Source organism: Chitinolyticbacter albus, assembly GCF_024437655.1.
Lineage (GTDB): Bacteria > Pseudomonadota > Gammaproteobacteria > Burkholderiales > Chitinibacteraceae > Chitinolyticbacter > Chitinolyticbacter albus.
In genome coordinates this window covers 1-13499 of record NZ_JANBVF010000062.1, presented here as the reverse complement: position 1 = coordinate 13499, position 13499 = coordinate 1, and the positions used below count along the sequence as shown (strand labels likewise).

Below are 13499 nucleotides of genomic sequence, written 5' to 3'. Positions count from 1 at the left end.
ATCGAGGCCTTCGCTCGACTTGTATTGCGCCAGGTTCAGATCGCACGTGGCTTGTACATCTGGGATCACCAGCGCTTCGTAGCGTTGCTCGGCGGTGAGGCTGGCATCGGCCTTGAGCTTGGCCAGATCGTTGGCGTAGAGCGGATCGGACGAGATGGCCTTGTAGAAGATGGCGGGATTGGAGGTGACACCGGCGATGGCGTCGTCGGCCAGCAGCTGTTGCAGGGTGCCGGCCTGGATCAGGCCACGGGACAGGTTGTCGAGCCAAATGCGTTGGCCCAGGGGTTTGATGGCGGCGATGCGGCTCATGCTTATACCTCTGACTTAGGTCGGAATGATGGGGCGGGATCGGGGTCGCCCGTGGCGACGTCGGCGTGCATTATCGTTGATGTAGCGCCGTTTGACATTTGCCCGTGCGCAAAACTGCTGCGTTCGGCGGAAAAAAGCCGGTCCTCCCAGCCCGCGCGTGTGGATTCAATCCACCTGTACCCGCACCGGCTGGCTATGCGTGACCACGTCCCAGCCGTTGGCATCGATGCCGTCGATCACCACCAGGAACAGATCGTGTGTACCGCGCGCCAGCCCGCCGGTGTTCAGGTGCAACAGGATGCCGCCGTTCCAGCGGCTCCAGTCCTGCAGCTCGCGGATGGTAGCGTTCGCCAGTTGAGGCTGGTCGCGCAGCTCGACCCGCTTCCAGCCGGCCGTGGCGCTATTGCCGACGATGACCTGGCTATCGTCCGACCACAGCTCACGCACTTGCGGCTTTGGGGCCGTGTTGTCGACGCCGTCCTCAAGCTGGCCGAAGTTGCCGAAGTAGTTCTGCTCGACGAAATAGCGCAGCCGCAGGTTCGGATCGGCATAGATGCGCTCGGCCTGGCGGTTGTGGCTGATCGTGGTGCGGCCGTTTTTATGCACGCGAGTGATCAGTTTGCCGTCGTTGCCACCCTGGGTGCCGGTGTAGAGCAGGATCTCCATCAGCGCCCAACCGCCATTGCTGTCGGCCGCCGCACCGCCCCAGTAGGTGCTCTTGTCGTTGGCCGAGCGGTTCACCATGGTGATCGGTCCCTGGCTGGTTGGCCAATTGTGGACCTTGATCTCGACATCGCTGTCGGTCACCGAATCCTGCCAATGGATGCGTTCGTGCTTCCACTGGTAGCTCTTGGTGTAGGGCGCGCCGTTGAGCAGCAGTACGTTGCGTACGTAATGCGCTTTGTAGACGTAACGCCGTTCGGCGATGGCAAAGCCTGGATCGTAGCGGCGCACTGCGTTGTAGTGCGTGGCATCCTGCGGCGTGAACAGCACCTTGCCTCGCTGACCATCGCTGCGCACCGAGGTCGGGCCGCCCAGGTTGTTGAAGGTCCAGCCGCCGCCGTTGGGGATGGCGGCGCCCAAGGCCTGCGATTCGATGGCGCCACCGCTGCCACCCAGCATGGTCTTGGTGACATCGTTGATGCCGAAGGCGCCGGCTAGCGAAACCAGATCGCCGTGGCGCAGCGTCGCAGCCGTAGACACGGGTGTAGGCATTGATACGGGCGTAGGTGTAGGCGACGGCGCGGACTGGGCGGGAGCGGGGGCATCGCGCTCGCCCTCGCTACCTCCGCCGCCGCAGGCGCAGAGGGTCAGGCAGGCGAGTAGTGGAACGAGACGGGATGGGGCTGGCTGATGTGCAGACATGAGGTGTGCTCGGCGGGGAGTGCCTGCAGCATATCGGGCTCGGGCCGGGCCACAGCGAGCTGCCGTCCAGCGCAACGCTATGCGCGATGTTCGGCTCAATCGGTGAGCGCGCGATGGCCAGGAAAGCGCGCCGCGAATTCGCTGCCTTCGCCCAGCTTGGACTTCACCGCCAACTGGCCCTGATGGCGTTGCAGGATATGTTTGACGATGGCAAGCCCAAGGCCGGTGCCGCCGGTGGCGCGCGAGCGGCCGCGGTCGACCCGGTAGAAGCGCTCGGTCAGGCGTGGAATATGCTCGGGCGAAACGCCGATGCCGCTGTCCTGCACGGCGAACACCGGCACACCCTGTTCCAGTCGCCAGGAGAGCGTGATCTCGCCGCCGGGCGGCGTATAGCGGATGGCGTTGGAAACGAGGTTGCCCAGCGCCGAATGCAGTTCGTCGTGATTGCCGATCAGCTTGGCCGCTGCGATCTGGGCAATCTTGATCGTGTGCCGTCCCTGCGACAGCCCTTCGGCCTCGGCCTGCAACAGGCGCACCAGTTGCGGTACGTCCACTTCCTCTTCCTTGAGCTGCTGGCCGTTTTCCAGCCGCGACAGCGTCAACAGATCATCGACCAGCCGCTGCATGCGCTGGGTCTGGTCGACCATCAGCTGCAATTGCCGGGCGCGGGTGGCCGGCTCCATCTCGGGCATGTCCATCATCGTTTCGGCAAAGCCGCCGACCACGGTGAGCGGGGTGCGCAGCTCGTGCGACACGTTGGCGATGAAGTCGCGGTGCACCATCTGTACGCGGTCGAGCTGGGTGATGTCGCGGCTGAGCAGGAGCTTGCGCGTCGAATCGAACGGCACCAGCTGCACCGACAGCACCTGCTCGGTAGGTCGGGTGGTGCGCAGCAGCAGCGGGTGGGCGAAATCCTGCGTGCGCAGGTATTCGCGCAGGCTGGGCTGGCGCACGATATTGGTCACCACCTGCCAGACATCGGAGTTGCGATCGATCGCCAGATGCTGGGTAGCCGCCTGGTTGCACCACTCGATGCGATCGAACTCGTCGAGGATGATCACGCCATCGGGCAGTGCTTCCCCAGCGCTGGTGAAGCGCTCCAGCGTATTGGCGAGCTTGTCCTGGTTCTTGCGCTGGTTGCGCACCTGTTCATACAGCTTGTCGAACACGTCCTGCCACAGCAGGAAGCTGGTCGGCACATTGTCCACCCGCGGGTGCTGCATCCAGCGGTACAGCCGGCCCAGGTTGTAGAGGTGGAAGCACACCGACAGGCTGAGCAGCACGCAGGCGAGCGTCAGACCGGCCTCGGCGCCGGCAATACCGCCGGTGAACAGCGAGATCAGCGTGATCGCCAGGTAATAGATGAGGGAGCGCAGCCAAAGCATTCGGATTTCCGGCGCAAAGGATGGGAAGGGGGTGCGTGGGAGCCGCACGCCCAGCATGGCTTAATTCTATTACGGTCAGTCGAGGCTTAGCGCTGCCAGCAAGACCCGGCGCAACGGTAACGGCAAGTCGCGCGCAACGTCCGGAAGGGCGAAGTCGGGTTTCCTCGGTGCACTGAGAGCGCAGGGCGTATGGGAAATGTATGCAGCGTAGCCCAAGGGGGTGCGGCGCTTACTGGGCGGAGAGCCGGTAGCCGGTGCCACGCACGGTCTGGATCAGCTTGTCGTAGCCGGAGGTCTCGAGCGCCGAGCGCAGCCGGCGGATATGCACGTCGACCGTGCGTTCCTCGACGAACACATGGTCGCCCCACACATGGTCGAGCAGCTGCGCGCGTGAATGCACGCGCTCCGGGTGCGTCATGAAGAAGTGCAGCAGGCGGAATTCGGTGGGGCCGAGGTCGATTGGCTCGCCATTGCCGGTGACGCGATGCGTGGCCGGATCGAGGCGCAGGCCCTGGATCTCGACGGTGTCGTCGGTCACCTGCGGCGCACGCCGACGCAGCACGGCCTTGATGCGCGCCTGCAATTCGCGCGGGCTGAACGGCTTGGTGATGTAGTCGTCGGCGCCGGTCTCCAGGCCGACGATCTTGTCCTGTTCGTCCGAGCGCGCGGTCAGCATGATCAGCGGAATCTGCCGCGTGCGTTCCTCGCCGCGCAGCTTCCTGGCGAAATCGATGCCGGACATGCCGGGCAGCATCCAGTCGAGCAGGATCAGATCGGGCAGGGCGTTGCGCACGATGGTCTGCGCGCCTTCGACCGAGTCGGCCCGCATCACGTGATGCCCGGCCTGGGTGAGATTGAAGGCGATCAGTTCCTGGATGGCCGGTTCGTCTTCAACGAGCAGGATGTTGGCGGGCATGGCGTCCTCAATCGGTGCGCGGTTTGGAATGTTGCGAGATTAAGGCTTGAACATGAAGCAAATATTACAAGTGTCGATTTGCTGTCGCTGCGAATTTTTGTTTGTAATTCCGGTGTCGGAATGCGTCGTAAGTGTGCTTTGCAATGCATGCGACGTGGTGCACAGTGCTGGCTGCTGTATTGCCGCCCTCCATCATCTGCGGCCAAGGCCATGCGGTTAGCGGTATCATGGCGCCGGTATCCCGGAGAGTTTTCCGCATGGCCGGACTGCAGCCTTCCACGCCCGCACCCACTGAAATTCATCTGCACCGCGCCAGCGCCACGCTGGAAGTGGCGTTCGACAACGGCGCGCGCTATGAGCTGCCGGCCGAATACCTGCGCGTGCTGAGCCCGTCGGCCGAAGTGCGCGGCCATGGCGTGGGCCAGGGCGTGCTGCAGGTGGGCAAACGCGCGGTGAAGCTCGTCAACATCGAGGCGGTGGGCCATTACGCCGTGAAGCTCACCTTCGACGACGGCCACGATTCCGGCCTCTATTCCTGGGATTATCTACATGAGCTTGGCCGCGATCAGGCGCGGCTGTGGCAGGGCTATCTCGACGAGCTGGCCGCCGCCGGCGCCAGCCGCGATCCGCAATGACATTCCTATCAAGAGCGTAACGATGACGGACTCCAGCACCCATTTCGGTTTCAAGACGGTCAAGGAATCGGAGAAGGCCCAGAAGGTCGCCGAGGTGTTCCACTCGGTGGCGCAAAAATACGATGTGATGAACGATCTGATGAGCGCTGGCCTGCACCGCGCCTGGAAGTTCTTCACCATCGAGACCAGCGGCGCCAAGCCGGGCGATAAGGTGCTCGACATCGCCGGCGGCACTGGCGATCTGTCGAAGGCGTTCTGCAAGAAGGTCGGCAAGACCGGCCAGGTCTGGCTCACCGACATCAACAGCTCGATGCTGGGCGTGGGCCGCGATCGCCTGCTCGACGCCGGTTACGCCGTGCCGACCGCGCAGTGCGACGCCGAGAAGCTGCCGTTCCCCGACAACCATTTCGACATCGTCACCGTGGCGTTCGGCCTGCGCAATATGACGCGCAAGGACGCGGCGCTCGCCGAGATGCACCGCGTCCTCAAGCCCGGCGGCCGTTTGCTGGTGCTGGAGTTCTCCAAGGTGTGGGCACCGCTCAAACCGGCGTACGACCTCTATTCGTTCAAGCTCTTGCCCTTCATGGGCAAGCTTATTGCCGACGATGCCGATTCCTATCAGTACCTAGCCGAATCGATCCGCATGCACCCGGACCAGGAAACGCTGAAGACCATGATGCAGGACGTCGGCTTTGGCCGGGTCGAGTATCACAATATGAGCGGTGGCATCGTGGCGCTGCACAAGGGGCACAAGTTTTGAGCCGCTTCGCCCACTTGGCGCCATACCTGCCGCTGCCGAGCGCACGTTGATGCTCGCCGGCCTCGTCAACCGCCTGCTGGTGCGTGATGCGGCCGCTGGCGCCCAACTGGCCCGTCATGCCGGGCGGGTGCTGCGGCTGGAGTTCCCGGTGATCGCCGGCACGCTCGGCATCACCGCCGATGGCCGCTTCGAGAAATCCGTCGCCGAGCCGGAGGCGACGCTATCGCTGCCGCTGGCCTTCTTCATCGCCTTCGTGTTCGATCGCGCCTCGGCGCAGCGCCAGCTGCACCTGGCGGGTGATGCTGAACTGGCCATGGCCGTCGGCCGGGTGCTGAGCGAGTTGCGCTGGGACGTCGCTGAAGAGCTGTCGTCCTTTGTCGGCGATATCGCCGCGCAGCGCATCATCAAGCTGGCCGGACGCTTTGGCGGCATCCCCGGCGCCATCGGCGCGCGCATGGTCGCGCATCTCATCGAGTACTGGCGCGACGAGGTGCCCCTGCTTGCCAACAAGGCGGACGTGGCGCGTTACTGCGGCGACGTCGATGGCCTGCGTGATGATGTGGCGCGGCTGGCCAAGCGTATCGAGCTCTTGACCAAGAAATCCGACTGATGCGTCTATTCCGTTTGATCAAGATTGCCCGAGTCGTCATCGGCTATGGGCTCGACGAGTTCCTGCTCGGCCATGAGCGCGTGCACGGCCTGAAGAAGCTGATCGGCGTGCTGTTTTTCTGGCGCCGACTCGACGCGCCGCGCGCGGTACGGCTGCGGCTGGCACTCGAAGCGCTGGGGCCCATCTTCGTGAAGTTTGGCCAGGTGCTGTCCACCCGGCGCGATCTCTTGCCGCCCGACATCGCCGACGAGCTGGCGCAGCTGCAGGACCAGGTGCCGCCGTTCGACGGCGAGATTGCGGTGGCGGTGATCGAGGCGGCGCTGGGCGCGCCAGTCGATACGCTGTACGCCGAGTTCGAGCGCCAACCGGTGGCGTCGGCGTCGATCGCCCAGGTGCATCGCGCGCGGCTGCCCGATGGGCGCAAGGTCGCGGTCAAGGTGCTGCGGCCCGGCATCCTGCCGGTGATCGAATCAGATCTGGCGCTGATGCGGGTGATGGCCGCGCTGGTCGAGCGGCTGTTCGTCGACGGCAAGCGCCTGCGCCCGCGCGAGGTGGTCGCCGAGTTCGATAAATACCTTCACGACGAACTCGATTTGATGATCGAGGCCGGCAATGCGGCGCAGCTGCGGCGCAATTTTTTGGGCTCGGACCAGCTGATCGTGCCGGAAGTGTTCTACGACTGGACCGCGCGCGAGGTACTGACGCTGGAGTGGATGGATGGCATCCCGGTCGGTCGCATCGCCGAGCTGCGCGCCGCGGGCATGGACCTGAAGAAGCTGTCACGCTACGGCGTGGAGATCTTCTTCACCCAGGTGTTCCGCCATGGGTTCTTCCATGCCGACATGCACCCAGGCAACATCTTCGTTGCCGCGGACAACCGCTATATCGCGCTCGATTTCGGCATCGTCGGCACCTTGTCGGACGAAGACAAGCAGTACCTGGCGATCAACTTCCTCGCCTTCTTCAACCGCGATTACCGCCGCGTCGCCACTGCCCATATTGAATCGGGCTGGGTGCCCAAGGAGACCCGGGTCGAGGAGCTGGAAGCGGCGGTGCGTACCGTGTGCGAGCCGATCTTCAACAAGCCGATTTCGCAGATCTCGTTCGGCCAGGTGCTGCTGCGCCTGTTTGAGACCAGCCGCCGCTTCAACGTCGAGATCCAGCCGCAGCTGGTGCTGCTGCAAAAGACACTGCTCAATATCGAGGGCCTCGGTCGCCAGCTCGATCCGGATCTCGACCTGTGGGATACCGCCAAGCCCTTTTTGCAGCGCTGGATGAACGAGCAGATCGGCTGGCGTGGCTTGATCGCCAACCTCAAGCGTGAGGCCCCGCAATGGGCGACCATGCTGCCCGGCCTGCCGCGCCGATTGAACGAGCTGGCACGGCACGACCATATCGAACTGATGGTCACCGGCTACCAGGGGCTGATGTGGGAGCAAAAGAAGCGCAACTGGCTATTGGGCGCGATTGCGGCGCTGTTGGCGGGTTTGCTGGCGACGCAGTGGTGGAGTTAGTGCTGGTACGGCAGGCGGGAGTTGCGAAGTGAACGCTGCCGGCCCGCTTCGCGCGCACGCCTTCACCTGCCTAGGTGCAGGTAGACCGGGACGAGCTGCTCTGGGGCTAAGCGCTTGATGGGTTCGGCCTGAGGTAGCTACGCCTCACGCCTCACCACTCGATCTCCCCGCCGCCGATACGCCACACCTTGCCGCCGACCTGCACCCGCCGTGCGTCGTCGATGCGCAGGTGGGTGACCGACAGCCGGGTCACCAGTCGGTGGATGGTATGGCCCTGCTCCAATTTCAGCGTGATCGGCGGGCGGCTGCCGTGCGTGAGCAGCCAGGCGCCGATGGCGGCGGCCACGCTGCCCGAGCCGAATTCCTCATACAGGTTGAACTGGTCCGAGCTGAACACGCGCAGCGTGACGAGCTCGCCATCGCGACACCAGATGGCGGCGATGGGGATCTGGCCGGCCACCTGCACCTGCTGCGCCAGCCGTTGCGCGTGGGGTGCGGCCTGCAGCACTGCCTGGCGACTGCGGATTTCGATCAGCAGGATGTCGAGCCCGGCGTCGACAAAGCATGGCTCGCTCGCGAGGTCCGATTCGGTGAGGCCAAGGCTGGCGGCGATTTCGATCCGGTTGAGTCCCGCGGGGCGTACCGCGCCAGCGTGCGTTTCCAGCCACCATTGCTCGTCGGTGTTCCATGCGCGCGCCTCGCCATGCGGCGCGTAAAATGCTTGCGATCCCGCTTCGCCGCCGAGGCTGGCGCAGGTGGCGGCGGCGGCCAGCACGGCCTGGGCGGAGTAGGGCTGCTCGTACTGCGGGGTGTAGATACGCAGGCGCCGTCGCTTCGGGTCGAGGAACACGGTGCGCGGCACGTGGAACTGGTGCGCCAGCGCCTGCAGGGTACGCGGATCGGGAAATTCCGGTGTTTCGCAGACCACCACGGCACTGCCGCTGCCGCGCCGCTCACCGAAGACGTTGAACTGGTGGAAACGGTATTGATTCACAATGGCGGGTCCAGGGCGTAATCGGTACGACCGAGGGGCGGCTTTGTTGCTACAATGCCGGGTATTTTTCTTAAAATTTCCCGCAGATTTGTCATCGCCATGCCCGTACTAGAACCGATTGCTGAGAAAGACCTGCCGCTCAAGCGCGACCTCGATCTGTTAGCCAAGGTACTGGCCGACACCATCCGTGAACAAACCGGTGCTGCGACCGCAGAGCGTATCGACGCGATCCGTGAGCTGGCATTCCGCTACGTGCAGGGCGACGATCCGGAAGCCGGCCGCGCGCTGGCGCGCTCGTTGTCGTCCTTGGATCTGGACAGCACCGTGGCGCTGGTTCGCGCATTCAGCTATTTCTCGCACCTCTCGAATATAGCGGAAGACCTGCACCACAACCGCCGCCGCCGCGCGCACCGCATGCAAGGCTCCGCATCCCAGCGCGGCAGCATCTCCTCGGCGATCGAAGCACTGGTTGCGCGTAATGTGAAGCCGCAGGACATCCTCGGGCTACTGGGTGAAACCCTGATCGCCCCGGTGCTGACCGCTCACCCCACCGAAGTGAAGCGCAAGACCATCCTCGACTGTCACCGCGCCGTCGCCGAGCTCTTGTCCGCGCGCGACCGCTATGCGATGACGCCCGAAGAAGAGGAAGGCAACCAGCAGGCGCTGGAGCGCGTGCTGCTGACGCTGTGGCAGACCCGCGAGATCCGCACCTTCAAGCTGACGGTGCAGGACGAGATCGAGAATGGCTCGACTTATTTCCGCAATACCTTCCTGCACGAAGTGCCGCGGCTCTACCTCGATCTGGAAGATCGCCTGGCCGAGTTGACCGGCGAGGCGGTGACGCTGCCCAACTTCATGCACATCGGTAGCTGGATCGGCGGCGATCGCGACGGCAACCCCTTCGTCACCGGCGAAGTGCTGCGCTACGCGGTGTCGCGCCAGTCCGGCATTGCGCTCGATCACTATTATCAGCAGCTGACCAAGCTCGAGAACGAGCTGTCGATGTCGACCCGCCTGGTGCAGGTCGACCAGAAACTGCAGGATCTGGCGGACAACGGCAATGCGCTGGAAGACGGCAGCCGCAAGGGCGAGGAGCCGTACCGGCTGGCTGTGTCCTATATCCGCGCCCGCGTGTTTGCCACCGCAACGCAGATCGGTACCTTCCACCACGCGCTGCATGATGTGGCGCGCGCGCCGGTCTATCTGCACGCGGACGAACTCGAAGCCGATCTTGAAACCCTCTATAACTCGCTGCGCTCGCACGGTGCCGCCAAGCTGGCGGGCGGCCGTCTGCGCCGCCTGTTGCGTGGCGTCTCGGTGTTCGGTTTCTATCTCGCGCCGATCGACATGCGCCAGAACTCGGGCATCCATGATCGCGTGATCGCCGAGCTGTTCGACAAGGCCGGCCTTGAAGACTACCTCGCGCTCGATGAGCAGAGCCGTCGCGTGGTGCTGCTGCGCGAGCTGGCGAGCCCGCGTCCGCTGATCTGCCCTTATGTCGAGTACAGCGCCGAAACGCAGAAGGAAATCGAGATCCTGCGCGCGGCCGAGGCGATGCAGTCGAAGTATGGCGACGCCGTGCTGCCGAACTACATCATCTCGAACTGCGAATCGGTGTCCGACATCCTGGAAGTCGCTGTGCTGATGAACGAAGTCGGCATCGTGCAGCTGGCGCCGACCGTGCGCTGCCGGATCAACATCATTCCGCTGTTCGAAACCATTGGCGACTTGCGCGGCTGTGACCAGATCATGATCGATCTGTTCGCCATTCCGCAGTGGCGCTCGCTGGTGAAGGCGCGCGATCTGGTGCAGGAAGTGATGCTGGGCTATTCGGACTCCAACAAGGACGGCGGTTATCTCACGTCGAACTGGGAGCTCTACAAGGCCGAGCTCAATCTGGTGAAGGTGTTCGAGGACGCCGGCTTCAAGATGCGTCTGTTCCACGGCCGCGGCGGTACCGTCGGCCGTGGCGGCGGTCCGGCCTACGACGCGGTGCGCGCGCAGCCGCCGGGCTCGGTGAACGGCCAGATCCGCATCACCGAGCAGGGCGAGGTGATTGCTGCCAAGTACGCCGATCGCGAAGTGGGTCGTCGCAACCTGGAAATCCTGGTTGCGGCCACGCTGGAAGCGAGCTTCGATACCTGGCCGGAGAACTTCGATCCGAGCGAACGCCGCCGCCTGATGGAAGGGCTGAGCCTGCGCGCCTATCAGTCGTATCGCGACCTGGTCTACGCGACGCCGGACTTCATCACCTATTTCCGCGAAGCGACGCTGATCAACGAAATCCCCAATCTCAACATCGGCTCGCGCCCGGCTGCCCGCCGCAACACCAATTCGATCGCCGATCTGCGCGCGATTCCGTGGGTGTTCTCGTGGAGTCAGTGCCGTTTGATGCTGCCGGGTTGGTACGGTTTCGGTACCGCGATCGCCGAGTATCTGAAGAACAAGGGCGACGAGGGCCTGGCGGTGCTGCGTGAGCACTACCAGAACTGGCCGTTCTTCCAGGTCACCATCTCCAATATGGAAATGGTGCTGGCCAAGTCCGACATCGCCATCGCCGCCCGTTATGCGGAGCTGGTGCACGATCAGGACGTGGCGCGTCGTATCTTCGGCCGCATCAAGGACGAATGGCAACGCTCGGTCGACGCCGTGCTGGCGATCACCGAGCACGACGAGCTGCTGGGCGACAATCCGATGCTGGCGCGTAGCCTGGACAACCGTCTGCCCTACCTCGATCCGCTCAATCACCTGCAGGTCGAGTTGCTCAAGCGCCTGCGCGGTGGTGACGAAAGCGAGGAGCTGCGCCACGCCGTCCACCTCACCATCAACGGGATTGCCGCCGGTCTGCGCAACAGCGGCTGATCGTTTCCTCGTTGTCCCATGCAAAGCCCCGGTCTCGTGCCGGGGCTTTTGCATGCCGGCTGCGATAGGCGCGGCGGCGATGCGCACGTATCATCCGGTCATGCGCGCTGCCTTTTTCCCCTTGTTGTTGCTGGTATTGCCACTCTTTACCGTGGCCAAGGGCAAGGTGCCCTCGCATTTCAGCGATCAGGTCGAGGCCGCCTTGACCTGCCGCTCGGAGTTTTCCCCGACCTACTGGCAGGACTATTTCCGCCTGCACCTCGGCCAGCCCCTGCGCACCTGGGGCGAGGCCGAATGGTTTGACTCGCAAGGCGCGCTGCTGGCCGGCAACCCGAGCGAAGAAGTCTTCGTCAACGTGACCGATAGCGGCGCACTGATGGTCGGTGCCTTGTTCGAGACCAAGGTCGAAACGGTGCGAAGCAATATCGAAACGCGGCTGTCGATTGCCTTTACGCCGCTCCCCGGCCCTTATCCACGCTACCTGTCCAAGTTCGGCAGCGTGTTGGTCGGGCTCTCCAATGGCCATACCAAGTGGTACTGCGCCCGCTGGCATCTGGGCAATCGCCCCTGATCACCCGCTTTTTTGTCCCCCATGCCTGTTTGAGTCCACTGCCGGGCATTGCTGCTGCCCATTGGCAAGCCCGCTCTGTCAGTTTTTTGCTGAACAGCGAAGGCTAATTTGGTGTACTTTATATATTACTGATTTCTAATAAAATTTTGCAGGGTTGGTATTTTGTAAGAAAATGGCCAATGAAGCCAGCTGACGCAATACCACTTAATCTGCATTTCGTCGGCGACAGACGGAAAATTTACGTAGTGGTTGATGGTGAAACTACAAGATTTTATGTCAAATACCTACATCAGATAGCGTTAATGTTGCGACGCAAAATGGTGCATTTCCGCATGTTTTCTGCGTTTTTGGCGGTGTGCGGGGTGCGATATTGCGGTGCAAGATGCTTGTTGTCGGTGCGTTGCGTAGTCTTTCTAAATTGTCAGCAAACAATGCGAAACGGCCGTCAAATTGCTGGGCGAAAACAGGGTTGACACCAGTTGGGGCATGGGCGGTAATGCAGTCGTGTCGACGCCGATTGGCTACCCGGCCAGTACGGTAACCGCCCAGATGACAGTTAGGCCTTTCTATGAGCTGACGAATTCTGCGGTAGGTAAAGACCAGTGGATGCGCGTGAATAACGCCAATAAGAGGATGGAGACCCCTTAGATGTCGCAAATCAATCGTTTTGCAATTGCTGCACTCCCGGCTGCGCTGTTCGCAGCCCAAGCTTTCGCGGCTTATCCGGCATGGCAAGAAGGTAATACCTATTCCGCCGGTACGTTCGTGAGCTACAACGGCAAGGACTACCAGTCTCTGGTCACGCACACCGCTTATGTTGGTGCGAACTGGAATCCGGCATCCACGCCTACCCTGTGGAAAGAAGTTGGCACCTCGACCAACCCGACCCCGACTCCGGTCGCGGCGACTCCGACCCCTGTTGTAGCGACCCCGACCCCGGTTGCCGCTACGCCGACCCCGGCAGCTGCAACGCCGACCCCGGCTGGCCAATACCCGACTTGGGCTGCCGCCAGCGTGTACACCCAAGGTAATCGCGTCGTCTATCAAGGCGTCGTGTACGAAGCCCAGTGGTGGACCCAGGGTGACAACCCGGCGCAGAGCGGTTCGTGGGGCGTATGGCGCGTAGTCAGCGGCAACCCGGTCACGGCTACCCCGACTCCGGTCGTTGCTACTCCGACCCCGAAGCCAGCAACCCCGACCCTGGTCGTTGCTACTCCGACGCCGAAGCCTGCTACTCCGACGCCGACGCCGGTTACTGGCACGACTCCGACCCCGACCCCGGTTGGCCCGACCCCGACGCCGGTTTCGCCGTCCACTGGCAAGATCGTTGGTGCTTACTTTGCGCAATGGGGTGTCTACGGTCGCGGCTACGAAGTTGCCGACATCGCGTCCAGCGGCTCGGCCAGCCACCTCACCTTCATCAACTACGCGTTCGGCAACCTGTATGTGAAGAACGGCGGTTACGAGTGCGACATTCTCACCCGCACCGAATCCGGTAACGGCGATGGTGGTGATGCCTGGGCCGACTTTGGCCGTACCCCGAGCCGTCGCGTCGATCCGGCCGACACCATCAAGTGG

12 protein-coding genes are annotated in these 13499 nt (G+C 63.2%); 7 read left to right on the top strand and 5 right to left on the bottom strand.

Annotation, left to right across the window (positions count from 1 at the left end):
• The 4 genes from NLI84_RS18645 to phoB all read right to left on the bottom strand — a co-directional run.
• A partial coding sequence (locus NLI84_RS18645) for a transaldolase family protein (protein ID WP_284699948.1) occupies positions 1–309 on the bottom strand: 309 nt, incomplete at its 3' end.
• A 165-nt stretch (positions 310–474) separates the two neighbouring features.
• On the bottom strand, positions 475–1512 hold the full coding sequence (locus NLI84_RS18640; protein WP_255992340.1) for a hypothetical protein: 1038 nt from the start codon (positions 1510–1512) through the stop codon (positions 475–477).
• 257 nt (positions 1513–1769) lie between these two features.
• Complete coding sequence (gene phoR / locus NLI84_RS18635; RefSeq protein WP_255992339.1) at positions 1770–3059, bottom strand: phosphate regulon sensor histidine kinase PhoR; 1290 nt, start codon at positions 3057–3059, stop codon at positions 1770–1772.
• Positions 3060–3288: 229 nt separating this feature from the next.
• Complete coding sequence (gene phoB / locus NLI84_RS18630) at positions 3289–3975, bottom strand: phosphate regulon transcriptional regulator PhoB (RefSeq protein WP_255992338.1); 687 nt, start codon at positions 3973–3975, stop codon at positions 3289–3291.
• A 257-nt stretch (positions 3976–4232) separates the two neighbouring features.
• Between phoB and NLI84_RS18625 the strand changes: the two genes are divergently transcribed.
• From NLI84_RS18625 to ubiB, 4 genes are read left to right on the top strand one after another with little or no spacing between them, the layout of a single operon-like run.
• Positions 4233–4610: a gamma-butyrobetaine hydroxylase family protein gene (locus tag NLI84_RS18625; protein WP_255992336.1), complete on the top strand. Its 378-nt coding sequence runs from the start codon at positions 4233–4235 to the stop codon at positions 4608–4610.
• 22 nt (positions 4611–4632) lie between these two features.
• Entirely contained in the window at positions 4633–5370 is a 738-nt protein-coding gene (ubiE, locus tag NLI84_RS18620) for a bifunctional demethylmenaquinone methyltransferase/2-methoxy-6-polyprenyl-1,4-benzoquinol methylase UbiE (RefSeq protein WP_255992335.1), read from the top strand.
• 49 nt (positions 5371–5419) lie between these two features.
• Positions 5420–5980: a ubiquinone biosynthesis accessory factor UbiJ gene (locus NLI84_RS18615; RefSeq protein WP_255992333.1), complete on the top strand. Its 561-nt coding sequence runs from the start codon at positions 5420–5422 to the stop codon at positions 5978–5980.
• A complete protein-coding gene (gene ubiB, locus NLI84_RS18610; RefSeq protein ID WP_255992332.1) occupies positions 5980–7494 on the top strand; it encodes a ubiquinone biosynthesis regulatory protein kinase UbiB in 1515 nt (504 codons plus the stop codon). Before NLI84_RS18615 ends, ubiB begins: the two co-directional genes overlap by 1 nt.
• A 151-nt stretch (positions 7495–7645) precedes the next feature.
• On the opposite strand, the gene NLI84_RS18605 is transcribed toward ubiB, so the two are convergent.
• Positions 7646–8488, bottom strand: a complete 843-nt coding sequence (locus NLI84_RS18605) for a PhzF family phenazine biosynthesis protein (RefSeq protein ID WP_255992331.1) — start codon at positions 8486–8488, stop codon at positions 7646–7648.
• Positions 8489–8587: 99 nt separating this feature from the next.
• Here NLI84_RS18605 and ppc point away from each other — a divergent pair, with 99 nt between their 5' ends.
• The 3 genes from ppc to NLI84_RS18590 form a co-directional block, all read left to right on the top strand.
• A complete protein-coding gene (gene ppc / locus NLI84_RS18600) occupies positions 8588–11350 on the top strand; it encodes a phosphoenolpyruvate carboxylase (protein WP_255992330.1) in 2763 nt (920 codons plus the stop codon).
• 100 nt (positions 11351–11450) lie between these two features.
• A complete protein-coding gene (locus tag NLI84_RS18595; RefSeq protein ID WP_255992329.1) occupies positions 11451–11921 on the top strand; it encodes a hypothetical protein in 471 nt (156 codons plus the stop codon).
• Between the two features lie 648 nt (positions 11922–12569).
• Positions 12570–13499 (top strand): carbohydrate-binding protein (locus NLI84_RS18590; protein WP_255992328.1); only part of this gene is annotated, 930 nt, incomplete at its 3' end.

What these genes read in the sequence shown, in the direction of transcription:
- phoR (WP_255992339.1), bottom strand. Translation starts at nt 3,059, where the DNA reads ATGCTTTGGCTGCGCTCCCTCATCTATTACCTGGCGATCACGCTGATC.
- phoB (WP_255992338.1), bottom strand. Translation starts at nt 3,975, where the DNA reads ATGCCCGCCAACATCCTGCTCGTTGAAGACGAACCGGCCATCCAGGAA.
- NLI84_RS18625 (WP_255992336.1), top strand. Translation starts at nt 4,233, where the DNA reads ATGGCCGGACTGCAGCCTTCCACGCCCGCACCCACTGAAATTCATCTG.
- ubiE (WP_255992335.1), top strand. Translation starts at nt 4,633, where the DNA reads ATGACGGACTCCAGCACCCATTTCGGTTTCAAGACGGTCAAGGAATCG.
- NLI84_RS18615 (WP_255992333.1), top strand. Translation starts at nt 5,420, where the DNA reads ATGCTCGCCGGCCTCGTCAACCGCCTGCTGGTGCGTGATGCGGCCGCT.
- ubiB (WP_255992332.1), top strand. Translation starts at nt 5,980, where the DNA reads ATGCGTCTATTCCGTTTGATCAAGATTGCCCGAGTCGTCATCGGCTAT.
- ppc (WP_255992330.1), top strand. Translation starts at nt 8,588, where the DNA reads ATGCCCGTACTAGAACCGATTGCTGAGAAAGACCTGCCGCTCAAGCGC.
- NLI84_RS18595 (WP_255992329.1), top strand. Translation starts at nt 11,451, where the DNA reads ATGCGCGCTGCCTTTTTCCCCTTGTTGTTGCTGGTATTGCCACTCTTT.